Raw genomic sequence first — 25240 nt, 5'->3', positions numbered from 1 at the left:
ATCGCCCGGCGGGCCACAGGGGCGACCCGACATTCACCCATCTGGTCGCAGACCGTCCAGGGGAGCGTGCCGCGGGCCCGTGGCGCAGGGCATTTCGCGACCGGGAATCCGCCGGTGGGCTGCGTAAACTGCGCCAGGCCCGATGCCGTGCGGCCGCGCCCCGTAGAATTCCGGCACCATCACACTCCAAGGCGCGCCGGGAAGACTGGTCGGCACTGCACCGCCGGTGTCCCCGTGCACCAGCAGGCAGTCCGCCGCCCCGCCCTAGGAGGTCCCCGCCGTGGCTACGCCGCCCGCGCCCGACCAGCGCCGCATCTTCCTCGGCCTGCTGCCGCTGCCCGAGCGACGCTTCGTCACCGATGCGCTGCGCACCGAGACCGTGGGTGGCGTCCTGCTGCTGCTCGCCGCGGTCGCCGCACTGATCTGGGCGAACGGCTGGCCGGCGTCGTACGCCACGGTCAGCGGGTTCACGTTCGGCCCGTCGAAGCCGCTGCACCTGGACCTGTCGGTGGAGGCCTGGGCCGAGGACGGCCTGCTGACCGTCTTCTTCTTCGTGGCGGGCATCGAACTGAAGCGGGAGTTCACGGCGGGCGAGTTGCGGTCGCCGAGCGCGGCGGCGCTGCCGGTGGTGGCCGCGGTCTGCGGCGTCGTGCTGCCCGCCGTCGTGTTCACCGTCGTCAACAGCGGCTCCGGGGGGCACCCGGCCGGCTGGGCCATCCCGACAGCCACCGACATCGCCTTCGCGCTGGGCGTGCTCGCCGTGGTGGGCACTCACCTGCCTTCCGCGCTGCGGGCGTTCCTGCTGACGCTGGCGGTGGTCGACGACCTGATCGCCATCCTGATCATCGCGATCTTCTACAGCTCGGGCATCAAGCTGTGGGCGCTGGGGCTGTCCCTCGCCGGTCTGCTGCTGTTCTGGCTGCTCAACCGGGCGGGTGTGCACGGCTGGTACCTGTACGTGCCGCTGGCGCTGGTGACGTGGGCGCTGATGCACGAGAGCGGTGTGCACGCCACGGTGTCGGGTGTGGCGATGGGTCTGATGCTGCGCTGCACGACGCGTCCGGGCGAGGAGCACTCGCCCGGTGAGCACATCGAGCACCTGGTGCGTCCGCTGTCGGCCGGTGTGGCGGTGCCGGTGTTCGCGCTCTTCGCGGCCGGCGTCTCGGTGTCCCTGTCGGCGCTCGGCGACGTGTTCAGCGAGGCGACGCCGCTGGGCGTGGTGCTGGGCCTGGTGGTCGGCAAGACGGTGGGCATCTTCGGCGGCACCTGGCTGGCGGCGCGCTTCACGCGGGCCGAGCTGAATCCGCAGCTCAGGTGGGCCGACCTCTTCGCGGTGTCGACGCTGGCGGGCATCGGCTTCACGGTGTCGCTGCTGATCAGCGAGCTGGCGTTCCCCGACGACCATGCGCTGGCCGACCTGTCGAAGGCCGCCGTGCTGGTGGGCTCGGTGCTGTGCGCGCTGCTGGCGACGGTGCTGCTGAAGCTCCGCAACCGCCACTACCGCGAGCTGTACGACGCGGAGAACGTCGACGCGGACGACGACGGCGTCCCCGACGTGTACCAGCGCCCGGCGTGACGGTCCGTCGCCTGACACGCCGCCTGCGGGTGCCCGGAGTGGTGTCCGACGGACCGAGGGGGGCATGATGCTGAGCTGTCGATCGAGTGATGCCGCCGCGAAGGAGAACCGCTGATGCCCGCAGGAACCGCAGATCCGTACAGCACCGGCCGGGCCCCGTACGAGGGTGAGCGTTCCGTCGGGCAGCTGTTCGCCGCGGCCTCTGCGGACCTGTCGGCGCTCGTGCACGACGAGATCGCCCTGGCGAAGGCCGAGATCCGCGCGGACGTGAAGCGCGGCGTCACCGGCGGGGTGTCGCTGACGGTCGCCGGTGTGGTCGCGCTGGCCGCCGTCCCGATGCTGAGCTTCGCCGCCGCGTACGGCCTGCAGGCGCTCGGCCTGACGCTGGGCTGGTCGTTCCTGATCGTCGGCGGGGCCTACCTGCTGCTGGCGGCCCTGCTCGGACTGCTCGCGATGCGCTCCTTCAAGAAGATCGAGAAGCCGCACCGGACGATCGAGGGGGCCCAGGCCACCGCCGACGTGCTGAAGAACGCGCGTCCGCGGCCCGCCACCAAGGAGGAGATCGACCGGGCGCTCGGCCGGATCTCCTGACCTCGCGCGTACCCGATCGTTGCCGAGCTGCGCGAGTGCCGGAGACGTGTTCGTAGCACGGGTATGACAGGCTCTCGGTATGCCGTTGGACCAGAAGCCCGTACCCGCGAAGCCCGCCGAGTCCCTGCCGGGGACGGCCCGGACCGCCGAGAACGGGCCCGTACCCGCCGCCGGGAGCGGCCGGGCGGCCGAGACGGCCCCCTGGAGCGTGCGCGGGCCCGGCCCCTGGACGCACCGCGACGTCGCGGCGAACGGTGCACGGTTCCACGTCGCCGAGGTCGGCGAGGGCCCGCTCGTCCTGCTGGTGCACGGCTGGCCGGAGTACTGGTGGGCCTGGCGCCACCAGATGACGGCGCTGGCCGAGGCCGGCTTCCGGGCCGTCGCCCTCGACCTGCGCGGCGTCGGCGGCAGCGACCGCACCCCCCGCGGTTACGACCCCGGCAACCTGGCGCTCGACATCACCGGCGTGATCCGCTCGCTCGGCGAGCGGCGTGCGCATCTCGTCGGGCACGGCTCCGGTGGCGCGCTGGCCTGGGTGGCCGCCGTCATGCGTCCCTCGGTCATCCGCAGTCTGACGGTCGTCTCGGCGGCGCACCCGCGCCACCTGCGGCGGGCGCTGCTGACCGACCGGCGCCAGATCGCGGCCTTCGATCACGTGCTGGGGTTCCAGCGGCCGTGGATCCCCGAGCGCCGGCTGGTCGCGGACGACGCGGCGGTGCTCGCCGAGTACCTCGACGCCTGGACGGGACCGCAGAAGCTGGAGCCGGCCGCGGTCGACGCGTACCGGCAGGCCATCCGCATCCCGTCGACCGCGCACTGCTCGATCGAGCCGTACCGCTGGCTGCTGCGCTCGCTGGCCCGGCCGGACGGCATCCAGTTCGCACGGCGGATGAAGCGGCCGATCACCGCGCCGACCCTGCACGTGCAGGGCGCCGCGGACCCGGTGATGCTGGCACACACCGCGCTCGGGGCGGGCGAGTACGTGGAGGCGCCGTACCGGTGGCGGCTGCTGCCGGAGGTCGGGCACTTCCCGCACGAGGAGGCGCCGGAGCAGTTCTCGGAGGAGCTGATCGCGTGGGTGCGGCAGCACAAGGAGTGACACGGGCCCCGCGAGCCTGGAAAGTCTGACCATCACTCATATGACAGTCGCATAAGCCAGGTGGGCAGCCCGGAAGCGATTACCCTTCACGGCCCACGGGCATCCATCCTTTATGACCTGGATGCCCGATCGCGATGCAGCCCCGCGCCGACGCCGCCGTGGAAGCCGCAACTCGCAGCACCTCACGCACGAGTCGGACTGGTCCTACGGGGCCTCGCCGGGGCGGACGGAAGGCCAGGAGGCGCACCGGCTCGGCATCCCACGCATCCTCGGCCGCCGCGCCCGCTGGGTGGGGGCCCGGCTCCGCCGCGAGGGCTGAGGGCCGGCAGAGCGCCGCGCACGGCGCGGGCCGACGCAGCGGCGAGGCCCGCCCCGGGCCCCGCTCCCTGCCCCGGCCCAGCTCCTGCTCCTGCTCCTGGCGCCGCCGGGGTCAGAGCGCGCAGCCCTCGGTGTCGACCCGCGCCGTCGCGCTCGCGCCGAGCGTCGCGTCTCCGGCCACCTCGGCGGCGGTCAGCACGTAGCCGGTGTCCGAGCTGTCCAGCGACTTCGCGAACACCACCCCGTACACCTCGCCGGACGGGGTGAGGAGCGGGCCGCCGCTGTTGCCCTGGCGCACGAGCGAACGGACCGAGTAGACGTCACGGACGACCTGGCCGCGGTGGTAGATGTCCGGGCCGTTCGCCTGGATCCGGCCGCGGATCCGGGCGGGCTGCACGTTGAAGGCCCCGTTCTCCGGAAAGCCCGCGACGATCGCGCTGTCGTTGGTGCGTGCGTCGCCGGCGAACGGCAGTGCGGGAGCGTTCAGCTTGGGCACGTCCAGGACGGCGATGTCGCGCTGCCAGTCGTAGGTGACCACCGTCGCGTCGTACACCCTGCCGGTGCCGCCGACCTGCACGGTCGGCTCGTCCACCCCGCCCACCACGTGGGCGTTCGTCATGACCCGGTGCGGCGCGAAGACGAACCCGCTGCCCTCCAGCGTCTTGCCGCAGGAGGAGGCCGTGCCCACCACCTTCACCAGGCTCTGCCGGGCCCGCTGGACGGCCTCGGTGCCCGCGATGGCCGGGTCCGGGGCCTCGACCTCGGTGATCGGCTCGTGCTCGAAGGGGTTGAAGACCTGTGGGAAGCCGTTGCGGGCGAGCTCCCGGCTGAAGTCGGAGAACCAGTTCGGGGCGTCCGCCGGCAGGGTGTCCTGCACGGTCGAGAGCACCGTCGACGTCCGCACCTGCTTGGAGACCGTCGGCAGGGACGTCCCGGCCAGCGCGGAGCCGATCAGCCAGGCCACCAGGAGCATCGAGATCACGTTGACCAGAGAACCGCCGACGGCGTCGAGGGTCTTCGCCCGGCGGCGCCCGATCCGGCCGCGCAGCTTCCAGCCGAAGTGCGTCGTCACGGCCTGGCCGACCGCCGCGAAGACGATCACCACCACCACCGCGACCACCGAGGCCGTGGTGCCGGGCCCGAGCCGGTGCAGCAGGAACGGCAGCAGCTGCACCGCGATCAGGCCGCCGCCGAGGAAGCCGAGCACCGAGAGCACGCCCACCACGAAGCCCTGCCGGTACCCCGACACGGCGAAGCCCACCGCGGCGGCGATCAGCAGCAGATCCAGGACATTCACCCCGATACCCTCCCATGGACCGGTCCCGCCTCGGGACGCACCTGTGGACGGCGCCCGCGCGGGCCCCGCGGCACGAAGCCGGACACCCCGGACCGGCCGACCGGCGGGACGGCCGCCCGGCGGTCAGCGGGCCGAGCGGTCCCGGTCGCGGTCCCGGTCGCGGTCCCGGTCGCGATCACGGGAGGAGAGGCCGACGGCCTCCTCGGAGAGTTCCAGGGTGCGGCCGGCGTCCCAGGGCCGTTCCAGGCCGCTGAAGTGCAGGACCCGGTCGATCACCCCCGCCGTGAAGCCCCAGACCAGGCGGTCGGCCACGGCGAACGCCGGGCCGACGTGGCCGGACGGATGGCGCAGCCGCGCGCGGTTCGCCGGGTCGGTCAGCTCCGACAGCGGCACCCGGAACACCGCGCCCGTCTCGGCCGGGTCGACCGGCGCGACCGGCGTCTCCCGGCGCCACCACCCGAGCACCGTGGTCACCACGAAACCGGACACCGGGATGTACAGCGCCGGCAGCGTCGCGAACACCTGGACGCCCGCCGGGTCGAGCCCGGTCTCCTCCCGGGCCTCCCGCAGGGCGGCGGCGACCGGCCCCGGCCCCGCCGGATCGCCGTCCTCCGGGTCGAGTGCGCCGCCCGGGAAGGACGGCTGGCCCGCGTGCGCCCGCAGCGAGCGGGCCCGCTCGATCAGCAGCAGGTCCGGGCCGGACGGGCCGTCGCCGAACAGCATCAGCACCGCCGAGGGCCGCCCTCCCGTAGCCGGCGGCAGGAACCGGCTGAGCTGCTCCGGGCGCGCCGCCTCCGCCGCCGCGCGGACCGGCAGCAGCCAGTCGGGGAGGGCGTCCCGCTCGATGCGGGCCGTCACGAGGCGTCCCCGGCGTCGGGCCCGGCCGTGTCGGGGGCGTCGGTCGCGTCGGGGGCGCCGGTCGCGTCGGAGGTCGGCGGGGTGGAGGGCGTGGAGGCGGTGGCCGACAGGCCCGGGTAGTCGGCGGGCGGCCGCAGCCGCTGGCCCGGCTGGCCGCCGAGCTCGTACTTGAGGAGCTTCTGCGCCTTCTCCGGGTCGGTCTCGCCGGTGCCGTACGACGGGCAGAGCGGCGCGATGGGGCAGGCTCCGCAGGCCGGGCGGCGGGAGTGGCAGACGCGGCGGCCGTGGAAGACCACGCGGTGCGAGAGCATCGTCCACTCGGACTTCGGGAAGATCTCGGCCACCACGGCCTCGACCTTCTCCGGGTCCTCCTGCTCCGTCCAGCCGAACCTGCGGGACAGCCGGCCGAAGTGCGTGTCGACGGTGATGCCGGGCACCCCGAAAGCGTTGCCGAGCACCACGTTGGCGGTCTTGCGTCCGACGCCGGGCAGCGTGACGAGGTCGGCGAGCCGCCCGGGCACCTCGCCGTCGTACCGGTCGCGCAGCGCGGCGGAGAGGCCGAGCAGGGACTTCGCCTTGTTGCGGAAGAAGCCGGTCGGACGGATCAGCTCCTCCAGCTCCTCCGGCACGGCCACCGCCATGTCCTCCGGGGTGGGGTACTTCGCGAACAGCGCGGGTGTCGTCTGGTTGACCCGCAGGTCCGTCGTCTGCGCCGACAGCACCGTCGCCACCAGTAGTTGGAACGGGCCGTCGAAGTCCAGCTCGGGATGCGCGTAGGGGTACAGCTCCGCCAGCGCACGGTTGATCTTCCGGGCCCGCCGCACCATCCCGAGGTGGGTCTCCGGCTTCCTCGGTTTCACGGCCGGTGCCGCCACCGCCCGGGCCGGGGCCTTGGTCGCGGTCTTCCGGGCCTTGCTCTCTGCCATGCACGAAGGCTACGCCGAAGTACCGCTCCGGCGGCCGTGCTTCCCCATGCCTGCACGTCGGCCGTCGTGATCGGTCCGCAGGTGTGCTGCGGGTGCCGCCGCGCGGCCCGGCGGGGACGCCTGCCGACGACGGCACCGGTGCGGGTCCTCCGACGGGTCGCCCGGGGGTTCCGGTCACCTGACCCGGTGCCGTGGGCGCGGCCCGACGGTCGCGCCCACGCGCGCGCCGAGGGCAGGTGAACAGCAGCGCGCCGGACGTGAGGACCACGGAGAGGGTCTGGGAGCCCACAGGTCCCCGGCCGAGCCCGCGCGTGCACACCAGGGACATCGTCGATCCGGGGATCACCGGAAGGATCCGCTGGACCTTCGGATGGAACGTCAGCGTGCGTTCCGTGTCCGCCCCGCCGATTCGCCGACCCGTGTCCGCGCGGCGGGGTCGGGCGCAAGCGGCCCCGGGGAGGGCCGAGTTCGGCGCTCCCCGTCGGGGCCGGCCGCCGGTACACGCCCGTCCTGCAGGCGGTGCTACCCCTGCGGAGCGGGCAGGGGTGCCGCCCCGGGGTCCTGCGCGCGGTGCCCGGGGTGGGCGAGGTCTCCCTGACCGGCCGGCCCTCCGAGCGGGGTGCCGCAGCGGACGTTCCAGCGCCCGGCGCGGCCGCTGAACTCGGTGGCGGTGAGCGGCGCGACGTCCAGGCGCCGGAAGGCGGAGGCGGGGGCGCCGAGGGCGTGCAGCGCGGCGGCGCGGACGACCTCGGGTTCGACGACGGCGATCAGCCGGGCCGGGCCGTCGCCGTCGCTCCCGCCGTCGCGGAGGGCGAGAGCGTCGAGCCAGCCGGCCACCCGGTCGAGCAGGCTCCGCAGGGGTTCGCCGCCGTGCGGTGCGGCGTCGGGGTCGGTGAGCCAGCGGCCGACGGCGTCGGGCTCGGCGGCGGCCACCTCGTCGAGGGTGCGGCCCCGCCAGCGGCCCATGGCGCAGGGGGCGAGGGCGGGTTCGTCGTCGGCGTGCGGCGAGAGCCCGAGGGCGTCGGCGGTCTGCCGGCAGCGCGGGGTGGGCGAGCGGAGGACGCGTCCGGCGGGCCGGAGGGTGCCGCGGGCGGCGGTCGCGGTGCGGAGGCCGAGGGCGTCGAGCGGGCGCCCGTCGTCGAAGCGGGCGGTGCGGGCGGACTCGCTCATCGCGGCTGAGACCAATGTCACGTGCACGGCATCTCCTTTCGTGAACACCGCCCCGGTCGGCGGCCGGCACGCCGCCTTCGACGGGGCCGTACCGGCACGTACGGCTTGCGGGCGGCGCGGGTGCGCCGTCCGCACGCCCTTGGCGGGCCCTGCCGTTGACGGTACCGTCGATCCGATGTGCGACGGCACGACGGAAGCCCGGTGAGACTCCGGCACGGTCGCGCCACTGTGTGCCGAGGGCCCGGCCTCCTTGCGGGGGAGCGCCTTCGGTGAGTCAGACCCACTGCCGTCGCCTGTGCACCATCTAGCGGGACGCGAGTTCCCGAGGAGGTCCTGCCATGGCTCTGTCCGCCGCACCTGCGGCCGTCGCCCCCGTCGGCCAGCCCACTGCTCCGCTCTCCGTCAAGGCCGTGCTGCCGTGGGCGGTGTTCTTCGGCGTCCTGATGATGACGCTGATCTACTTCGTCGGCGCCGAGCAGGGCGCCGTCTCCCTCATCTCCGGCGAGAACGTGCACGAGTGGGTGCACGACGGTCGCCACCTGCTCGGCTTCCCCTGCCACTGAGGGGAAGCCGCACCGTGAACTCCACATCCGTCAGACCCCTGCTCGTCCGCGGCATGCTCTCGGGCCTCGCCGCCGCCGTGCCCGCACTCCTGGTCGCCTACCTGTTCGGTGAGCCCCGGGTCGACGCCGCCATCGCCTACGAGGAGGCACAACCGCACACCCACGAGCACGGGGTGGAGGCGGTGAGCCGTTCGCTGCAGTCGACGGCGGGCCTGGCCACCGGGCTCCTCGTGTTCGGTGTCGCCCTGGGCGGCATCCTGGCCGTGGCGTACTGCTTCGCGCTGGGCCGGGTCGGCCGGTTCGGCCCGCGGGCGACGGCGGCGCTGGTCGCCGGTGTCGGCCTGGTGGCCGTGTACGTCGTGCCGTTCCTCAAGTATCCGGCGAACCCGCCTGCGGTGGGCGACCCGGAGACCATCGGGCAGCGGACCACGCTGTACTTCCTGATGATGCTGCTCGGCGTGCTGCTGGCGCTGGCGGCGACCGTCGCCGGCAAGCGGCTCGCGCCGCGGCTCGGCGCCTGGAACGCCACGGTGGTGGCGGTCGCCGGGTTCGTCCTGGCCGTCGGCCTGGCGTACGCCTTCCTGCCGTCCTTCGACGAGGTGCCCGCGGACTTCTCGGCGACGCTGCTCTGGCAGTTCCGCCTGGCGACGCTGGCGGTGCAGACGACCCTCTGGGTGTCGTTCGGCCTGCTCTTCGGCCACCTCGCCGAGCGGCTGCTGGTCCCGCGGCCCGCCGCGGTACCCGCACCGGAAGCGGCCGCCTCCCCGGCCTGAGGGACGGGAACGGCGCGTGCAACGGCCGGTGCGGCGACGGGAGTTCCGTCGCCGCACCGGCCGTCTGCCGTGCCCGGGCACGTGCCGTGCCGTGCCGTACCCGTGCCCGGCGGCCCGTCAGAGGTGGCGGCGCAGGAACGCGAGGGCGGCGCGCTCGTCCTCGGGTCCGCCGCCCTCGTGCCCGTTGTAGCGCCACACGTCGATCTCCTTCGGACCGGCGTAGGCGTTGTGCGCGGCGAAGACGGTGGACGGCGGGACGATCTGGTCCATCAGCGCCACCGAGAAGCGGGCGGGCACGGCGGCACGGCGGGCGAAGTTGACGCCGTCGACGTACGCGAGGGTGCGGTGCACGGCGTCCTCGCTGCCGCGGTGGACGGCGAGGTACTCGGCGATCTCGCGGAACGGGTGGCTGTCGGTGACGACCACGGCCCGCGGGAAGTCGCAGAGGAACGGCACGTGCGCGACCACGGCCGCCAGGTCGGGCACGAGTCCGGCCACGGCGAGGGCGGTGCCGCCGCCCTGGCTGCTGCCGAGCACGGCCACCCGGGCGGCGTCGACGGCGGGCAGGCCGCGGACGGCGTCGACGGCGCGGACGGCGTCGGTGAACAGCCTTCGGTAGTAGTAGTCGTGGGGGTCCTCGATGCCCCGGGTCATGACGCCGGGCACCTGGGGTCCGGCCGGGCCGGAGTCGGGTGTCGCGCCGCGGCTCCAGACGGAGCCCTGGCCGCGGGTGTCCATCTGGAGGTGGGCGAAGCCGGCGGACGCCCAGAGCAGGTTCTCCAGGGCGTCGCCGCGGCCGCCGCCGTAGCCGACGTACTGGACGACGGCGGGCAGCGGGCCCTCGGCGCCGTGCGGGACGCGCAGCCAGGCCCGGACGGGCTCGCCGCGGAAGCCGGGGAAGGCGACGTCGAAGACGTCGACCGTCCGGAGTCCGGTGTCGACGGGGGTGACGGTGACCTCGCCGCCCGCGGCGCGGGATTCGGCGAGGGTGGCGGCCCAGAACGCGTCGAAGTCCTCCGGGTCCTTCTGGGCGCTGCGGTAGGTGCGGAGCTGGTCCTCGGGAAGGTCGGTGTGCACCGCTGGCTCCTTCGGCCTCGGCGGAAAGGATCTCCGCCCCACCGTAGTCGGAGCGGTCCACCTGTCCCGGCCCCTGCCGCCGCTCCCGGCGAAGCGGGGTACCGGGCGCGGGAGGCCGGAACAGGTGGAGTCTCGGGTCCGGTCAGCCCGCGTCGAACGACGCGTGCAGCCGGCGGGTGTGGTCGAGCGGGCGGACGGGACCGGTGAGTCCGACCTGCGCGGTCAGCCGGTGGTCGGTGCTGGAGGCGGCGAACCGCAGCTCCAGCGCGCCGGGTTCGACGATGCGGCGGCCGTCGCGGCCGGTGAAGGAGGCCAGGTCGGCGGGCACGGTGACGGTGATCCGGCGGGACTCCCCGGCGGCGAGCGGCAGCCGGTGGTAGCCGATGAGCCGCTGCACGGGCTGGACGACGGACGCCACCGGGTCGTGCAGGTAGAGCTGCACGATCTCGACGCCGTCCCGCGGGCCGGTGTTGCGGACGGTCAGGGCGAACCTGAATTCGTCCGCCGTGTCGGCCTGTCCGGCTTCGGCCATGAGGTCGGACCACGCGAAGGTGGTGTAGCTCAGGCCGTGGCCGAAGCCGTACGCCGGGGTGGGGTCGGTGCTGGAGACGTCGGTGGCCTCGCCGAGGCGGGCCGCGAGGTAGGTGGACGGCTGCACGCCGGGCCGGCGCGGCACGCTGACCGGCAGCCGGCCGGACGGGTTGAGCCGCCCGCTGAGCACGCCGGCGACGGCGCCGGTGCCCTCCTCCCCGGGGAAGAAGGCCTGCACGATCGCGGCGGCCTCGTCCACGGCGCGGCCGAGGGCGTACGGCCGTCCGGCGAGCAGGGTGACGACGACGGGGGTGCCGGAGTCGAGCAGGGCGTCGAGCAGCTGCTGCTGCACGCCGGGGAGTTCGAGCGACTCGACGTCGCAGCCCTCGCCGCTGGTGCCGCGGCCGAAGAGTCCGGCGCGGTCGCCGAGCGCGAGGACGACGACGTCGGCGCCGCGGGCGGTGGCGACGGCCTCGGCGATGCCCGTGGTGTCGGTGGTGTCGATGTCGGCGCCCCGGACGGTGACGATCTCGCTGCCTTCGAACTCCGTGGCCAGCGCCTGGCGCAGGGTGGGGAGTTCGACGCCGAGCGGGGTCTCGGGGTGCTGCGATCCGACGTGCACGGGGAAGGCGTAGCAGCCGAGGACGGCGGTCGCGGCCTCGGCGTTGGGGCCGATGAGGGCGATGCGGGCCGGCCGGGCGAGCGGCAGGGTGCCGTCGTTGCGGAGGAGGACGACGGCCTGCTCGGCGATCTCGCGGGCGAGGGCCCGGTTGGCGGCCGGGTCGAGGTCGACGGTGCCGCGCAGGGCGGCGGCGTCGGTGAGGTCGGCGTCGGCGAGTACGGCCGGGACGGGGCTCCAGTCGGGGTCGAGCAGGCCGAGTTCGGCCTTCTGCGTGAGCACCCGGCGCAGGGCCCGGTCGATCAGCGCCTCCGGGACCCGGCCTGCGGTGACGGCTTCGACGAGGGGCTCGCCGAACGTCTTGACGGTGGGCAGCTCGACGTCGACGCCTGCGGCGAGGGCGGCGGCCGCGGCGTCGGCCCAGCTGCCGGCGACGCCGTGCAGGGTCTTGAGGAAGCCGATGCCGAAGTAGTCGGCGACGACGGTGCCGTCGAACCCCCAGGTGTCGCGGAGGAGTTCGGTGAGCAGGCGCTCGTCGACGGCGGACGGCACGCCGTCGGTGTCGGTGTAGGCGTGCATGACCGACCGCACGCCGCCCTCGCGGACGGCCATCTCGAACGGCGGGAGGATGACGTCGGCGCGCTCGCGGGGGCCCATGCCGACGGGGGCGTGGTTGCGGCCGGCGCGGGAGGCCGAGTACCCGGCGAAGTGCTTGAGGGTGGCGACGATCCCGGTGGACTCCAGGCCCTGCACGTACGCCGTGCCGACCGTGCCGACGAGGTACGGGTCCTCGCCGATGGTCTCCTCGACCCGGCCCCAGCGGGCGTCGCGGACGACGTCCAGCACGGGCGCGAGGCCCTGGTGCACGCCGACGGCGCGCATGTCGCGGCCGATCGCGGCGGCCATCTCGCGGACGATCCCCGGGTTGAAGGTGGCTCCCCAGGAGAGCGGCACCGGGTAGGCGGTGGCGCGCCAGGCGGCGAAGCCGGCCAGGCACTCCTCGTGGGCGAGCGCGGGGATGCCGAAGCGGTTGGCGGCGGTGATCCGGCGCTGGGTGCGGAGCAGGGAGAGGGCGCCGATCGCCGGGTCGACGGGGGCGGTGCCGAACGGCCGGGTGAGCTGGCCGAGGCCGTGCGGCAGGAGCTCTTCGAGGTCTGCCGCCGGGTCCATCTCGTTCTGGTACGGCGCCACTTCGGCGCCGTCGTCGGACGCGCCGACCCAGACGCCGAACAGCTGGGCGATCTTCTCGCGCAGGGTCATCGCGGCGATCAGCGCGTCGGCGCGGGCCCGGGCGTCGAGAGTGGTGTCGTGCCAGGCGGGCGTGGCGGGTGCGGTCTCTACGGCCAGGTTCACGTCGGTCACTTTCCTCCGACGCCCATGAGCCCCTGGACGAGGGCGCGGCGGGCGAACAGGTAGACGAGCAGGATGGGGATCATGGAGAGCACGACGGCGGCCAGCAGGCCGGGCACGTTGATGCCGTACTGGGTCTGGAAGTCGTAGAGGCCGAGGGTGACGACCTTCGTCTCGTTCGACTGGGTCAGGACCAGCGGGAAGAGGAAGCCGTTCCACGCCTGAAGGGCGGAGAAGACCGTGATGGTGGAGAGCCCGCCCTTGGAGAGCGGCAGCACCAGCTGGAGGAAGACCCGCCAGGGGGCGGCGCCGTCCATCGCCATCGCCTCGTACAGCTCGGAGGTGATGTCGCGCATGGTGCCGGTGAGGATGAGCGCGCAGACCGGCAGCGAGAACGCCGCGGTCGGCAGGATCACGCCGATGAGGTTGTCGTACAGGCCGGCCTTGCTGATGACGTAGAACATCGGCACGATCACCGCCTGCGCAGGGATCGCCAGGCCGAGCAGGAACAGCCGGAAGACGGCGGTCGTGGTGCGGCCGCGGCTGCGCACGATGGCGTACGACAGCGGCGGCACCACCAGCAGCACGATGGCGACCACGCTCACGGTGACGATCAGCGTGTTGAGGAAGTACTGGCCGAAGCCGCCGCTGAGGTCGTCGATGTAGTTCTGCAGGGTCAGGTGCTTCGGCAGGCCGAGCGGGCCGGCCGCGGCGTAGTCGGAGCGGGTCTGCAGGGTCGCGGCGAGCAGCACGTACAGCGGCAGGCCGACGACGGCCAGCCAGACGAGCGAGCCGAGACCGGCCAGGAAGTTGGGACGGCGCCTCATCACAGGCCCTCCGAGGTGCTGCGCATCTTGTCGTAGCCGGAGAGACGCACGACGAGGAGCGAGATGACGGTCGCGACGAGCACGAGCAGCAGCGCGATGGCCGAGCCGGCGCCGAAGTCGAAGCCCTTGAAGGCCTTCTGGTACATGTAGTAGGCGCTGATGGTGGTGTCCGTGCCCGGTCCGCCCTGGGTGAGGATCAGCACGGTGTCGAAGGTGGTGAGGCCGCCGACGACCATGAGGATCACCGAGGTGATGACCGCGTTGCGCAGCTGCGGCAGCGTGATGTGGAAGAACTGCCGGATGCGTCCGGCGCCGTCGATCGCCGCCGCCTGGTAGAGCACGGGCGGCACGGCGCGCGCCGCACCCTGGTAGATCAGCGTGTGGAACGGCGTGAACTGCCAGGCCCCGACGAAGACGAGCACGCCGATGGCGCTGTTCCGGGAGCCGAAGAGGTTGCCGTCGCCGAAGAGCCACTGCATCTCCGCGGGCACTCCGAAGTTGGGGTCGAGCAGGGCCCGCCACAGCACGGAGACCGCGGTCGCCGAGAGCAGCAGCGGGACGAAGTAGATGGCGGACAGCACGGCGCGGTTGCGCTGCTGTCCGGCGGCCCACACGCCCAGCAGGATGCTGATCGGGGTCTGCACGGCGACGCCGAGCAGGGTGAGCAGCAGGCTGAGCCAGAGACTCTTGATCATGACGGGGTCGTCGAAGAGCCCGGTCCAGTTGTCGAGCCCGGCGAATTCGGGCGAGCCGAGCCCGTTCCACTTGGTGAACGAGAGCACGGCGACGAGGAGGAGCGGGACGATCGCGAAGAGGACGAAGAAGAGGGTGGCGGGGACCGCCCAGACGAAGCCCGGGCGGCTCACCGTGGCGCCGGTCCGGTTGTCGGCCCGGCGCCCCTCCACTGCCTTGGTGGTGGCGATGGTGGTGGTCATGGTGCGACCTGTCTCCGTGTCAGGAGGTCGGCAGGGCCTGCATGGCCTTGATGAAGCCGCCCTCGTCGATCTGGCCGTTGAGGAACTGCTGGACGGCCTGGTGGATGGGGGTGATCGCCGCCGGCGGGTAGGCCTGGTCCCAGGAGAGCTGGAACGACGGTGCGGTCTTGACCAGGTCGAACTGGAAGGTGGAGTACGCCGGGTTGGCGGCGGTGTTGAGGAACTTCTCCGTGGTGGTGGTGGTCGGCAGGTTGCCGATGGCCAGCTGGGCCTGCACGAACTCGTCGGAGTACTGGAGCTTGAGGAACTCCGCGACGGCCTCGGGGTGCTTGGTCTTCTTCAGCACGGAGTAGAAGTTGTTGGTGTTGCCGACGACGTTCGTCGGGTCGCCCTTGCCGCCGGCGACGGTCGGGAACGAGCCGTAGCCGAGGTCGGTCTTGGTGAAGTCCGGGTTGGCGTCCTGCTGGGTGGAGTACTCCCAGGAACCCATGAGTTCGAAGGCCGCCTTGCCGCGGGCGAGGAGCGCGGGGGAGCCGCCGTCGGTGAACTTCACCGAGTCGAAGTTGGTGCCGAACGCGCCGGCGTCGACGAGCTGCTTGAGCAGGCCGAGGGCCTTCTTGCTGTCGTCGCTCGCCCAGGCGGCCTTGTCGCCGCCGAGGGCCTTCTCGAACAGGCCGGGGCCGGCGACGCGGTCGTAGAGGTACTCGAACCACATCAGGGTGGGCCACTGGTCGCCGCCGCCGAGCGCGATGGGGGTGACGCCCTTGCCCTTGAGGGTCTGCACGGCGGTGAGCAGCTCGTCGAAGGTCTTGGGGGCGGTGATGCCGGCGTCGGCGAGGACCTTCTTGTTGCTGAACATCAGCACGGGCTGGGTGCCGCGCATCGGGACGCCGTACGACTTGCCGTCGATGACGGCGGTGTTGAAGACCGACGGGAGGAAGTTGGCCTTGAGGCCGGGATCCTTGGCGATCATGTCGTCGAGCGGCTGGAGCAGGCCGGCGTCGACGAAGGGCTTGATGCTGCCGCCGCCCCAGTTGAAGAAGACGTCGGGGGCCTGCTTGGTGTTGATGATCGTCTGGAGCTTCTGCTGGTAGTCGGCGCCCGGGATGGTGTCCAGGACGGCCTTCACCTTGGAGGTCTTGTTGAAGGTCTCGACGAGCTGCTTCTCGACCTTGTTCGTGGCGTCGCCGTAGACCAGCACGTGGATCTCGCCGGAGCCGCTGTCGGCGGAGGATCCGGAGCCGGAACCGCAGGCCGTGAGCGTGAGGCTCAGGGCGATGGCGGCACCGCCGGCCAGGGTGCGGGGGAGCCAGGCGTTTCTTCTCATCGCAGATTGCCTTTCGAAATCTTTCGGCATCATTACCGAAATCTATGGCGCGCTGCGACGCTAAGACCCCCTGCCGGGAGGGGTCAACCCCCGGTAGGGCAGTTACCCGAACGTGACCTCGACCGGGTGCCCTATGCTGCACGGCATGCGCGAAGAGGAGGAGGCCGGGCGCGTCACCCTGGCCCAGGTGGCCGAAGAGGCAGGCGTCTCCGTCTCAACGGTTTCGAAAGTTCTCAACGGCCGGCAGGACGTGTCCCGCCCGACCCGGGTCAAGGTCGAGCGTCTGCTGGAGCTCCACGGCTACCAGCGCACGCCCAAATCGGCCTGGGAGGCGCCTCTCATCGAGATCGTCTTCCACGAGCTCGACAGCATCTGGGCGATGGAGCTGATCCGCGGCATCGAGAACGTCGCGAAGGAGCACGACGCCAGCGTGGTGCTGACCGAGAGCGGCACCCGGCACTCCCCCGACCCCGGCTGGATCGAGGGCGTGCTGCGCCGGCGGCCGCTCGGCGTGGTGCTCGTGTTCTCCAGCCTGCCGCCCGAGTTCAAGCAGCAACTCCGCTCGCGGGCCATCCCGTTCGTGATCATCGACCCGGCCGGCGACCCCGAGCCGGACGTCCCGTCGGTCGGCTCCGCCAACTGGTCCGGCGGCCTCGCCGCGACCCGCCACCTCATCGAGTGCGGGCACCGGCGGATCGCCATCATCACCGGCCCCGAGGACATGCTCTGCTCGCTGGCCCGGCTCGACGGCTTCCGCTCCGCGATGGGCATGGCCGGCCTCCCGGTCGACCCCTCGCTCGTCACCTTCGGTGACTTCCACGTCGAGGGCGGCCGGCTCAAGGCGATGGAGATGCTCGGCCGGCCCGACCGGCCCACCGCGATCTTCGCCGGCAGCGACCTGCAGGCCCTCGGCGTGCTGGAAGCCGCCCGGGTGCACGGGCTCAAGGTGCCGGACGACCTCTCGGTGGTCGGCTACGACGACGTCGCCATCGCCCGGTGGGCCAGTCCGGCGCTGACCACCGTGCACCAGCCGCTCCGGCAGATGGCCGAGGAGGCGGCGCAGATGCTGCTGCGGCTGCGGGCCGAGGAGTCGACGGCGACGCGGCTGGAGCTCTCCACCAGCCTGGTGGTCCGCGCGAGCACCGGTCCCCCGAAGAGCGCCTGACGGAGCACCCGGCCGCACTCCCGGCCGGCCGCCCGGCCTCCGGCCTCCGGCCCGCCCTGCCGTCCGCCCCGCCACCGGCCCGCCCTGTCCCGGTCCGGGCACGCCTCCGACCTGCGCAGAGCCGGATTCCGCACGGGTGCGCCCGGCGGCCGCCCACTCCGGCAGGCCCGGAGGCGCTCGGCGCGCGGGTCTTGCATCGCCGAAAATGATCGATGCATACTTCGGAATGTTTTCGACAACTTTCGGACGCCCGCGGCCGCCGCTGCCCCCGGCCGCCGGGGTGACGCCGACGGCGGCGGCCTCCCGTGGGAGAGCCGCCGCCGCCGGACCGCTGACGGTGCGAGGAGCTGCTACTTCAGGTACGGGCCGTCCGTGCCGATCTTGCCCGGGGCCGCGTTCCTGCCGCCGAGGTCGAGGACGTAGACCCGCAGGTTGCCCTTGCCGGGCGCGGAGATCGCGAGCGTGCCGTTGGAGACGGTCTTGACGTCACCGGTGACGACGTCCTTGTAGGTGCCGTTCGGGATGCCGGTGAACGTGGCGGCGTCGGTCACGGTGACCAGCGCGAAGCTGTCCACCCCGCTCGCGGCGTCCGTGTAGCGGCGCTTGAACGACATGCCGCCGGTCACGCCGTCGGTCGAGTACTGGCCCATCTGCAGCGCCGGGACGGCCCGGCGGATCTGGTTGAGGCGCTGGAGCTGCTTGACCAGGGGCTGCTGCAGGGTGGTGGCGACCGCTCCGCTCGCGGAGCTGACCTTGCCGAAGTCCGACGCGGTGACGCTGCCCTCGACGGCGGCGCCGTAGTAGGCGCGGCCGGTGGTGGCGAGCGGGCAGGTCGGGCCGCAGTCGATCTGCTTGCCGGCCTGGAACTCGATCTCCGAGCCGTAGTACAGCGTCGGGATGCCGCGGAAGGTCCACATCAGGGCCATGTTCTCGGCCCACGCGTCCGTGCCGCCCGAGTACCGGGTGGACGACTTGTTCGGCCCGAAGTCGTGGCTGTCGACGTAGACCACGTTGTACGTGGCGTCGTTCGTCGAGTCGTCCGAGTCCTTGCCGTTGGAGAACGCGTTGTGCGCGTCGCCGAAGTTCATGTGCATGCGCATGTCGATGATGTTCATGCCGGAGAACTGCGAGTGGTCGGGCGTGTGGTAGGCGTTCCCGCTCAGGAAGGCGTTGGTCGACGTCGGCTGGTTGCCGGTGCCCATGGTGTTCTCGTAGTTGAACTGGTCCAGGGCGGCCTGCACGTCGTCCGCGACGTACTCGCGGCGCTCCTTCCACGTGAAGAACTGCGCCGAGTGGTTGACCGACCCGCGGTTCCACTTGTCGTTGACGAACGCGCCGACCTCGCCGAACACGAAGAAGTTCTGCGCCTTGGCGGCACCCCAGTCCTGGGTGACGCGCTGCTGGATCGCCGGCAGGAACCGGCGGTTCCACGTCACGCGGGGCACGTGCACGGCGGTGTCGACCCGGAAGCCGTCGACGCCCATGTCGATGTACTTGTTGTAGGCGCCGATCAGGTAGTTCTGCACCTCGGCGTTCTCGGTGTTGAAGTCAGCCAGGTCTTCGTGCAGCCAGCAGGAGCGCGAGTCCTCGCCCTCCCAGTTGCCGATCCAGCACTGGTGGAAGTACTTCGACGGGAACATCTTCGACGTCGGAGACGGCCACTGGCAGTTGTAGACGGTGTAGCCCTCGGCGCTCTTGAAGCCGGTGGGCGTGCCCCAGCCGACACAGGTGGAGTCGGCGGGCTGGGTCGTCGACCAGAGGTCGCCGTTGTAGTACGACTTGCCGCTCTTGGTGTCGACGGTCAGGCCGTCGTACTCGAAACCGGCCTGCTTCTCGTCGTAGTACCAGGACCACTGGGAGTCCCGGACACCGTAGACGGTCGGCACGTACAGGCCCTTGGCGCCCCAGCGGGAGCTGTGGTTGTAGACGACGTCCTGGTAGATCTTGATGCCCTTGGCGTGCGCGGCGTTGATCAGGTCCTGGTACGAGGCGCCGGCGGACTCCAGCCGCGGGTCGACCTTGTAGAAGTCGTAGCCGTGGTAGCCGTGGTAGTCGTAGTCGGAGCGGTTGAGCACCACCGGGGTGATCCAGATCGCCGAGAAGCCGAGGCCCTTGACGTAGTCGAGCTTCTGGACGAGGCCCTTGAAGTCGCCGCGGAACATCGGGTCGTTGTTGGCCGCGTTGCCCGACTTCACGTCCTGGCTGCCGCCGCGGTCGTTGGTGCTGTCACCGTCGTAGAAGCGCGCGGTGAGGACGAAGTAGATCGGGTCCTTGCGCGGGTCGGTGCCGAGCATCTCGCCGGAGGTGGCCACCGGAGGGGCGGTGGTCGTGGTGGCGACGGCCGCGGCGGAGGCCGCGGAGACGTTGCCGGCCGCGTCCTGGGCCTTCACCGTGTAGGTGTAGACCGTGTTCTCCTCCAGGTTGGCGTCGGAGTACACGGTGGAGCCGACGTTGACGACCATCGAACCCTTGGTGCCGCCCGTGCGGTTGACCTGGTAGCTCGTCACACCCGTGGCGTCGGTCGACGGGTTCCAGGTGAGCACGATCGAGGTGTTGGTCGCCGACGCGGAGACGTTCGACGGCACGGTGGGCGCGGTGGTGTCGGGCACCACGGCGGCGCACGGGTCGGCCGCGTTGGCGGTCACCGCACCGGCCTTGACGGTGCTGATGCCGGACGGCACCACGTAGTTGGCGCCGTTGTTGTTGTCCCAGGTGCCGTTGCCGTTGTTGAAGGTCGCGGCCATGCTCGACGCGGTGCCGAGCGACACGGTCTTCTTGAACCAGCCGGTGCAGGCGAGTTCCATGCCGACACCCGGTGCGACCGTCCAGGCGGCTCCGGCGGGGGCGTAGTGCAGGTTGACGATGGTCCACCCGACGACCGCCGTCGAGTAGTAGACCGTGGCGCTGTTGCCCGTGCCGGTGGGCGAACTGCTGGGGCTCGCCGAGGCGGAGGCGCTCGCGCCGGCCGACGCGCTCGCCGAGGCGCTTGCCGACGCACTCGCGGACGGGCTCGCGGTGGCGCACGGGTCGGCGCTGCCGATCACGCCGTCCTTGACCGTCACGGTGCCGGTGCCCAGGGCGTAGTTGGCGCCGTTGTTGTTGTCCCAGGTGCCGGAGCCGTTGTTGAAGGTGGCCTGCAGACCGGTGGCCGTGCCGAGGTCGACCGTCTTCTTCACCCAGTCGGTGCACGCCGTGTCCATCGTGACGCCTGGCGCGGTGGTCCAGGTGCCGCCGGTCGGCGCCCAGTGCAGCTTGTACGCCGACCAGTTACGGGTCTTCGTGTAGTAGTACACGGTGGCCGAGGTGCCGGTGGCGGCGGGCGTGGTGCCGGTGGCGGCGCTCGCCGAGGGCGAGGCGGTGGTGCCGGTGGTGCCGCACGGGTCGCTGTGCGCGACCACGCCGTCCTTCACGACGACCGTGCCGGTACCCAGGGCGTAGTTGTTGCCACCGTTGTTGTCCCAGGTGCCGGAGCCGTTGTTGAAGGTGGCCTTCAGACCGGTGGCGGTGCCGAGGTCGACCGTCTTCTTCACCCAGTCGGTGCACGCCGGCTGCATGGCGGTGCCCGGCACGGTGGTCCAACTGCCGCCGTCCGGCGCCCAGTGCAGGTTGTAGGCCGCCCAGTTGCGGGTCTTGGTGTAGTAGAAGACCGTCGCCGTGTTGCTGGTGGTGGCGGTCTCGGCGGCGCTTGCCGCCCCGCCCAGCGAGGTGGTCGAGAGCAGGGTCGTGACCAGGCCGGTCACGGTGGCGAGGACGAGAGCGGCAGGCCGCCGCCTCAGCGGCGAGCGGGTTCGCGATCGTGGACGCGTGTTCAAGGAGGGCTCCTTGGACGGCGAGCCGCCGGGCACGGGTGCGACCGGCCACGCGTCGCGCGGTCCGGGCGTGTGGGGGCCGGGACCGAGGAGCGTGGTCGGCGGTGCGGGGACGGCGGGAGCAGCGCTGCCCGGTCGGCTCGTGACGGGTGGGGGTGACGGAGGTCCCGGTGGGTGCCGTGGCCCCTCGTCACCCTCCCGGCAGGGGTGGTACCGGGGTCCCCAGGGTGCGGCGATCGGGCTCGACTGCGGCCGGGCCGGCCGCCTGCCTGTGAAAGTTTCTGCAAGGCTTCCAGGGAGGCTACTCGGCGATGACAGGCGCGTAAAGAGACGGTGAGCGCCCCGATTTCCGGCCGGTACGCGCACTTCCGAGGTTCGGGCCGCTCAGCACGGCAAGAACTTGCAGAAAGTTACATTCATACTCGCGAGTAACCTTGACACCCTCCGCAGCCCCGGAGCATCGTCGGAGCACGCCGCCACCACCCCGCGCGGTCCCGCCTCCTGCGCCACCCGCCCAGGCACGCCGCCCCATCCGCGGCCGTCGCTCCCCCACGCGACCGCCCCGCGCCGTCCAGGAGGACGCCCCATGACCATCGGCCACCGCCCCGGCACCACCCACCGGGCCCCGCCCGCCCCCGACCCCAGCCCCTACGACCGGCCCCTGTGGCTGGTCACCATGCCCACCACCACCCACGACGGCCGCCGGGGCACCCAGAGCTTCGTCGTCCGCGGCACCACGCTGCAGGACGCGGTGACCGCCGCCGAACGGCGGGCCCGCGCCGACAGCGCACGCCTGCGCCGCAGGGACGCCCGGATCCACCCCCGCCACGCCAGCGCCGTGCTCCACCACTGACCCGCGCACCGCCCCGACCTGCTGGTTCCGGCCGTGTCCCGAACACGCCCCGGGTACCACGGACGGGTACGAATGGCGGCCTAGCACACTCGGCGACCGACCCCTCCTCATATGATCGGAGCGACATGCGCCATCCTTGGTGGTGAGAAACACCACCGGACGATGCAGGAGGAAGCACGTGGACGACGTTCTTCGCCGCGCCGCGCTGTTCGCGGCCCTCGACGACGACCAGGCTGCCGAGCTGCGCGCTTCCATGACCGAGGTGACCCTCGCCCGCAGCGAATCGCTGTTCCACGAGGGCGACCCGGGTGACCGGCTGTACGTGGTCGTCGAAGGCAAGGTCAAGCTGCACCGCGCCTCGCCGGACGGCCGGGAGAACATGCTCGCCGTACTCGGCCCCAGCGAGATGATCGGCGAGCTCTCGCTCTTCGACCCGGGCCCGCGCACCGCCACCGCCACCGCACTGACCGAGGTCAAGCTCCTCGGCCTCGGCCACGGCGACCTGCTGCCGCTGCTGCACGCCCGCCCCGAGGTGTCGATCGCGCTGCTGCGCGCCATCGCCCGCCGGCTGCGCCGCACCAACGACGTCATGTCCGACCTGGTCTTCTCGGACGTCCCCGGCCGTGTCGCCAAGGCGCTGCTCGACCTCTCCCGCCGCTTCGGCGTGCAGTCGGAGGAGGGCATCCACGTCTCCCACGACCTCACCCAGGAGGAGCTGGCCCAGCTGGTCGGCGCCTCCCGCGAGACGGTCAACAAGGCACTGGCCGACTTCGCCGGCCGCGGCTGGCTGAAGCTGGAGGCCCGCGCGGTCGTCCTGCTGGACGTCGAGCGCCTCTCGCGCCGCTCGCGCTGACCGGCCCGCCGAAAGGGGGCGCGGGGACCTCCCCGCGCCCCCTTTCGGCGTACCCGGGCGAAGGAACCCTGTCACGGCCGCCGCGGCCCGGGGGACCGGGCGGCAGGCCGCCCGGACGGCCCGGGCGGCCTAGATGAGGCCGTGCTCCTCCAGGTAGCTGATCTGGGCCCGCACGGACAGCTCCGCGGCCGGCCAGAGCGCCTTGTCGACGTCCGCGTACACCCGCGCCACCACGTCGGCGGCGGTGCGGCAGCCGGACTCCACCGCCGTCTCCACCTGCGCGAGGCGGGCCGCGCGGTGCGCGAGGTAGTAGTCGACCGCCCCGAGGGCGTCCGCGAGCACCGGCCCGTGGCCGGGCAGCACCGTCCGTACGCCGTGCTCGGCGGCCATCGTGTGCAGGTGGCGCAGCGAGTCGAGGTAGTCGCCGAGGCGGCCGTCGGGGTGGGCGACCATCGTGGTGCCGCGGCCGAGCACGGTGTCGCCGGTGAGGATCGCGCCGTCGGCCGGCAGGTGGAAGGTGAGCGAGTCGGCGGTGTGCCCGGGCGTGCCGACGACCCGGATCTCCAGGCCGCCGACGTCCAGCCCCTGGCCGTGCTGCAGGCCCTCGTCGCCGAGGCGCATCGCCGGGTCGAGGGCGCGCACGTGGGTGCCGGTGAGCTCGGCGAAGCGGGCGGCGCCTTCGGCGTGGTCGTGGTGGCCGTGGGTGAGCAGGGTCAGCGCGATCCGCTTGCCCTGCTGCGCGGCGGTGTCGACGACGCGCCGCAGGTGGCCCTCGTCGAGGGGGCCCGGGTCGACGACCACGGCGAGGTCCGAGCCGGGTTCGGACAGCAGCCAGGTGTTGGTGCCGTCCAGCGTCATCGGGGACGGGTTGGGCGCCAGTACGCAGAGCGCCCGCGGGGTGGCCCCGCCGCCGACGGTGGCGGCGGGGTCACCCGGGAGGAGACCGCTCACCGGCCGCCCTCGCCGTGCACGGGTCCGCGGGCCGGGAGCGGCCGCTGAAGGGCTCGCGGGGCCCGGCGGTCCGGGATCTCGCCGTCGCAGGCGACGGTACGCGGGGTGAGGCTGCGGCCGGGCAGGGTGTGCGCCGTCCGGCGAGCCACGTCGTTGTGGGTCATCGGCTGGGTTTCCTTCCGTGTTCTCCTGGTGCACCGCGGCGTGCGGATCACGCCGGGAATTCTCCGTGGATGGTCAGCTCGTCATACCCGTCCCAGCGGACGGTCATTCGGTCGCCCGCCGTCTCGGCCCGGCCCAGCACGGGCTCGACCGTGCGGTGACCGGCCGCGGCGAGCGCCTCGGCGGCGGAGCGTACGGGCAGCAGCTCGCGCAGCACGGTGACGGTCGGCGGCAGCATGCCGTAGCGGCCGGCGTCGTGGCCGGCGACGGCGTCGGCCGGGGTGAGCCAGGCGACGCGGTCGGCCTCGCCGACCTCCAGCGCGGCGGACTGCCCGGTCGGCAGCGCGGCGACGAAGAACCACGTGTCGTAGCGGCGCTCCTCGAACTCGGGCGTCACCCAGCGGGCCCAGCCGCCGAGCAGGTCGCTGCGCAGCACGAGGCCGTGGGAGCGGAGGAACGCGGCGAAGGAGAGCTCGTGGGCCTCCAGCGCGGCCCGTTCGGGGGCCCAGTCGCGGGGCTCGGCGGTGGAGTGCGCGTCCGGGCCGGCCAGCAGGACGCCGGCCTCCTCGAAGGTCTCCCGGACGGCGGCGCAGACCACGGCCTGGGCGGTGGGCTCGTCGACGCCGAGGCGGGCGGCCCACTCGGCGGGGGTGGGGCCGGCCCAGTCGAGCTCGGCGTCGGCGTCGCGCGGGTCGACGCCGCCCCCCGGGTAGGCGTACATGCCGGCGGCGAACGCCATCGAGCTGCGGCGGCGCAGCAGGTAGGCCTCGGGGCCGTCGTGGGTGTCGCGGAGCAGGACGACCGTCGCGGAGGGCTTCGGTGCGGCCGGGGTCAGCTCGCCCGCGGCGACCGCCCGGATGCGGGCGGGCCAGCCGGGCGGCATCGGTGCCGACGGTGCGCGATCGTTCATGACCGGATGCTAGACGCGCGGGGGCGGGCTTGGACAGGGCCTGCCGCACCCCCGCGCGTACGGCGGGTCAGGACGGGTCGGTGACCCGGACCATGATCTCGACCTCCACCGGGGCGTCCAGCGGCAGGACCGCGACGCCGACGGCGCTGCGGGCGTGCACACCGGCCTCGCCGAACACCTCGCCGAACAGCTCGCTGGCGCCGTTGAGCACGGCGGGCTGGCCGGTGAAGTCGGACGCGGAGGCGACGAAGCCGACGACCTTGACGACCTGGACGACCCGGTCGAGGTCGCCGACCAGGGACTTCACGGCGGCGAGCGCGTTGAGCGCGCAGATCCGGGCGAGGTCCTTGGCCTGTTCCGGGGTGACCTCGGCGCCGACCTTGCCGGTGTACTGCAGCTTGCCGGCGACCATCGGGAGCTGGCCCGAGGTCAGCACGTGGTGCCCGGTCTGCACCGCGGGCACGTACGCGGCGACCGGCGGCGCCACGTCGGGGAGGCTCAGGCCGAGCGCGGCCAGCCTCTCCTCAACCTTGCTCATCAGCTCTTCTCCCGCTTGAGGTAGGCAACCAGCTGCTCGGGGTTGTTCGGCCCCGGCACCACCTGGACGAGCTCCCAGCCGTCCTCGCCCCAGGTGTCCAGGATCTGCTTGGTGGCGTGGACGAGGAGCGGCACGGTGACGTATTCCCACTTGGTCATGGGG

Annotated in this window: 24 protein-coding genes and 1 riboswitch; of the genes, 9 read left to right on the top strand and 15 right to left on the bottom strand. The window is 72.7% G+C overall.

Features of this window, described 5'->3' with window-relative positions:
- The first annotated feature begins 280 nt into the window (after positions 1-280).
- The 4 genes from nhaA to OG335_RS20550 all read left to right on the top strand — a co-directional run bounded on the left by nhaA (position 281) and on the right by OG335_RS20550 (position 3585).
- The gene (nhaA, locus tag OG335_RS20565; protein WP_405012586.1) at positions 281-1576 is read left to right on the top strand and encodes a Na+/H+ antiporter NhaA; all 1296 of its coding nucleotides are present in this window, start codon (positions 281-283) and stop codon (positions 1574-1576) included.
- A 114-nt stretch (positions 1577-1690) separates the two neighbouring features.
- Positions 1691-2167, top strand: a complete 477-nt coding sequence (locus tag OG335_RS20560) for a phage holin family protein (protein ID WP_405012585.1) — start codon at positions 1691-1693, stop codon at positions 2165-2167.
- A gap of 79 nt (positions 2168-2246) precedes the next feature.
- Complete coding sequence (locus OG335_RS20555) at positions 2247-3266, top strand: alpha/beta fold hydrolase (RefSeq protein WP_405012584.1); 1020 nt, start codon at positions 2247-2249, stop codon at positions 3264-3266.
- 121 nt (positions 3267-3387) lie between these two features.
- Positions 3388-3585 carry a hypothetical protein gene (locus tag OG335_RS20550; RefSeq protein ID WP_405012583.1) on the top strand — a complete coding sequence of 66 codons (198 nt, stop codon included), beginning with the start codon at positions 3388-3390 and terminating at the stop codon, positions 3583-3585.
- Between the two features lie 111 nt (positions 3586-3696).
- Here the strand turns inward: OG335_RS20550 and OG335_RS20545 are convergent, their stop codons facing one another.
- The 4 genes from OG335_RS20545 to OG335_RS20530 form a co-directional block, all read right to left on the bottom strand.
- Positions 3697-4881 (bottom strand): MarP family serine protease, encoded by a 1185-nt coding sequence (locus tag OG335_RS20545; protein WP_405012582.1) that lies wholly within the window; start codon positions 4879-4881, stop codon positions 3697-3699.
- 123 nt (positions 4882-5004) lie between these two features.
- A complete protein-coding gene (locus OG335_RS20540; protein WP_405012581.1) occupies positions 5005-5739 on the bottom strand; it encodes an NUDIX hydrolase in 735 nt (244 codons plus the stop codon).
- Positions 5736-6665: an endonuclease III gene (gene nth, locus OG335_RS20535; RefSeq protein ID WP_405012580.1), complete on the bottom strand. Its 930-nt coding sequence runs from the start codon at positions 6663-6665 to the stop codon at positions 5736-5738. The genes OG335_RS20540 and nth overlap by 4 nt, the downstream gene beginning before the upstream one ends.
- Before the next feature lie 522 nt (positions 6666-7187).
- Positions 7188-7835, bottom strand: coding sequence for a histidine phosphatase family protein (locus OG335_RS20530; RefSeq protein WP_405015465.1), 648 nt, complete (start codon positions 7833-7835; stop codon positions 7188-7190).
- A gap of 142 nt (positions 7836-7977) precedes the next feature.
- A riboswitch (cobalamin riboswitch) is annotated at positions 7978-8141 on the top strand.
- Between the two features lie 32 nt (positions 8142-8173).
- Here OG335_RS20530 and OG335_RS20525 point away from each other — a divergent pair.
- Positions 8174-8398, top strand: coding sequence for a CbtB-domain containing protein (locus tag OG335_RS20525; protein WP_405012579.1), 225 nt, complete (start codon positions 8174-8176; stop codon positions 8396-8398).
- A 14-nt stretch (positions 8399-8412) separates the two neighbouring features.
- Positions 8413-9171, top strand: coding sequence for a CbtA family protein (locus tag OG335_RS20520; protein WP_405012578.1), 759 nt, complete (start codon positions 8413-8415; stop codon positions 9169-9171).
- A gap of 117 nt (positions 9172-9288) precedes the next feature.
- On the opposite strand, the gene OG335_RS20515 is transcribed toward OG335_RS20520, so the two are convergent.
- The 5 genes from OG335_RS20515 to OG335_RS20495 form a co-directional block, all read right to left on the bottom strand.
- A complete protein-coding gene (locus OG335_RS20515) occupies positions 9289-10248 on the bottom strand; it encodes an acetylxylan esterase (RefSeq protein WP_405012577.1) in 960 nt (319 codons plus the stop codon).
- A 142-nt stretch (positions 10249-10390) separates the two neighbouring features.
- Complete coding sequence (locus tag OG335_RS20510) at positions 10391-12745, bottom strand: glycoside hydrolase family 3 N-terminal domain-containing protein (protein ID WP_405015464.1); 2355 nt, start codon at positions 12743-12745, stop codon at positions 10391-10393.
- 11 nt (positions 12746-12756) lie between these two features.
- Positions 12757-13575 carry a carbohydrate ABC transporter permease gene (locus OG335_RS20505; protein WP_405012576.1) on the bottom strand — a complete coding sequence of 273 codons (819 nt, stop codon included), beginning with the start codon at positions 13573-13575 and terminating at the stop codon, positions 12757-12759.
- Entirely contained in the window at positions 13575-14510 is a 936-nt protein-coding gene (locus OG335_RS20500; RefSeq protein WP_405012575.1) for a carbohydrate ABC transporter permease, read from the bottom strand. The genes OG335_RS20505 and OG335_RS20500 overlap by 1 nt, the downstream gene beginning before the upstream one ends.
- Positions 14511-14529: 19 nt before the next feature.
- Entirely contained in the window at positions 14530-15837 is a 1308-nt protein-coding gene (locus OG335_RS20495) for an ABC transporter substrate-binding protein (RefSeq protein ID WP_405012574.1), read from the bottom strand.
- Between the two features lie 133 nt (positions 15838-15970).
- On the opposite strand from OG335_RS20495, the gene OG335_RS20490 reads away from it, so the two are divergent.
- Complete coding sequence (locus OG335_RS20490; protein ID WP_405012573.1) at positions 15971-17002, top strand: LacI family DNA-binding transcriptional regulator; 1032 nt, start codon at positions 15971-15973, stop codon at positions 17000-17002.
- Positions 17003-17352: 350 nt separating this feature from the next.
- On the opposite strand, the gene OG335_RS20485 is transcribed toward OG335_RS20490, so the two are convergent.
- Entirely contained in the window at positions 17353-20814 is a 3462-nt protein-coding gene (locus tag OG335_RS20485) for a carbohydrate binding domain-containing protein (RefSeq protein WP_405012572.1), read from the bottom strand.
- A gap of 583 nt (positions 20815-21397) precedes the next feature.
- Between OG335_RS20485 and OG335_RS20480 the strand changes: the two genes are divergently transcribed.
- Entirely contained in the window at positions 21398-21664 is a 267-nt protein-coding gene (locus OG335_RS20480; RefSeq protein ID WP_405012571.1) for a hypothetical protein, read from the top strand.
- 178 nt (positions 21665-21842) lie between these two features.
- A complete protein-coding gene (locus OG335_RS20475; protein ID WP_405012570.1) occupies positions 21843-22517 on the top strand; it encodes a Crp/Fnr family transcriptional regulator in 675 nt (224 codons plus the stop codon).
- Between the two features lie 129 nt (positions 22518-22646).
- On the opposite strand, the gene OG335_RS20470 is transcribed toward OG335_RS20475, so the two are convergent.
- From OG335_RS20470 to OG335_RS20450, 5 genes are all read right to left on the bottom strand, one after another.
- The gene (locus OG335_RS20470) at positions 22647-23468 is read right to left on the bottom strand and encodes an MBL fold metallo-hydrolase (RefSeq protein WP_405012569.1); all 822 of its coding nucleotides are present in this window, start codon (positions 23466-23468) and stop codon (positions 22647-22649) included.
- Positions 23465-23632, bottom strand: a complete 168-nt coding sequence (locus tag OG335_RS20465; RefSeq protein ID WP_405012568.1) for a hypothetical protein — start codon at positions 23630-23632, stop codon at positions 23465-23467. The genes OG335_RS20470 and OG335_RS20465 overlap by 4 nt, the downstream gene beginning before the upstream one ends.
- A 47-nt stretch (positions 23633-23679) precedes the next feature.
- Entirely contained in the window at positions 23680-24540 is an 861-nt protein-coding gene (locus OG335_RS20460) for an NUDIX hydrolase (protein ID WP_405012567.1), read from the bottom strand.
- A 67-nt stretch (positions 24541-24607) separates the two neighbouring features.
- The gene (locus OG335_RS20455; RefSeq protein ID WP_405012566.1) at positions 24608-25078 is read right to left on the bottom strand and encodes a RidA family protein; all 471 of its coding nucleotides are present in this window, start codon (positions 25076-25078) and stop codon (positions 24608-24610) included.
- Entirely contained in the window at positions 25078-25236 is a 159-nt protein-coding gene (locus tag OG335_RS20450) for a DUF4177 domain-containing protein (RefSeq protein ID WP_095874066.1), read from the bottom strand. Before OG335_RS20450 ends, OG335_RS20455 begins: the two co-directional genes overlap by 1 nt.
- Between the last annotated feature and the right edge of the window lie 4 nt (positions 25237-25240).

The organism is Kitasatospora sp. NBC_01539 (genome assembly GCF_045040525.1).
GTDB lineage: Bacteria > Actinomycetota > Actinomycetes > Streptomycetales > Streptomycetaceae > Kitasatospora.
Note: the sequence above shows the minus strand (reverse complement) of the source record. Positions and strands in the feature narration are given on the sequence as shown.

What these genes read in the sequence shown, in the direction of transcription:
- OG335_RS20450 (WP_095874066.1), bottom strand. Translation starts at nt 25,236, where the DNA reads ATGACCAAGTGGGAATACGTCACCGTGCCGCTCCTCGTCCACGCCACC.
- OG335_RS20505 (WP_405012576.1), bottom strand. Translation starts at nt 13,575, where the DNA reads ATGAGGCGCCGTCCCAACTTCCTGGCCGGTCTCGGCTCGCTCGTCTGG.
- OG335_RS20500 (WP_405012575.1), bottom strand. Translation starts at nt 14,510, where the DNA reads ATGACCACCACCATCGCCACCACCAAGGCAGTGGAGGGGCGCCGGGCC.
- nth (WP_405012580.1), bottom strand. Translation starts at nt 6,665, where the DNA reads ATGGCAGAGAGCAAGGCCCGGAAGACCGCGACCAAGGCCCCGGCCCGG.
- OG335_RS20525 (WP_405012579.1), top strand. Translation starts at nt 8,174, where the DNA reads ATGGCTCTGTCCGCCGCACCTGCGGCCGTCGCCCCCGTCGGCCAGCCC.
- OG335_RS20455 (WP_405012566.1), bottom strand. Translation starts at nt 25,078, where the DNA reads ATGAGCAAGGTTGAGGAGAGGCTGGCCGCGCTCGGCCTGAGCCTCCCC.
- OG335_RS20550 (WP_405012583.1), top strand. Translation starts at nt 3,388, where the DNA reads ATGCCCGATCGCGATGCAGCCCCGCGCCGACGCCGCCGTGGAAGCCGC.
- OG335_RS20530 (WP_405015465.1), bottom strand. Translation starts at nt 7,835, where the DNA reads ATGAGCGAGTCCGCCCGCACCGCCCGCTTCGACGACGGGCGCCCGCTC.
- OG335_RS20480 (WP_405012571.1), top strand. Translation starts at nt 21,398, where the DNA reads ATGACCATCGGCCACCGCCCCGGCACCACCCACCGGGCCCCGCCCGCC.
- OG335_RS20560 (WP_405012585.1), top strand. Translation starts at nt 1,691, where the DNA reads ATGCCCGCAGGAACCGCAGATCCGTACAGCACCGGCCGGGCCCCGTAC.
- OG335_RS20490 (WP_405012573.1), top strand. Translation starts at nt 15,971, where the DNA reads ATGCTGCACGGCATGCGCGAAGAGGAGGAGGCCGGGCGCGTCACCCTG.
- OG335_RS20460 (WP_405012567.1), bottom strand. Translation starts at nt 24,540, where the DNA reads ATGAACGATCGCGCACCGTCGGCACCGATGCCGCCCGGCTGGCCCGCC.
- OG335_RS20555 (WP_405012584.1), top strand. Translation starts at nt 2,247, where the DNA reads ATGCCGTTGGACCAGAAGCCCGTACCCGCGAAGCCCGCCGAGTCCCTG.
- OG335_RS20465 (WP_405012568.1), bottom strand. Translation starts at nt 23,632, where the DNA reads ATGACCCACAACGACGTGGCTCGCCGGACGGCGCACACCCTGCCCGGC.
- OG335_RS20495 (WP_405012574.1), bottom strand. Translation starts at nt 15,837, where the DNA reads ATGAGAAGAAACGCCTGGCTCCCCCGCACCCTGGCCGGCGGTGCCGCC.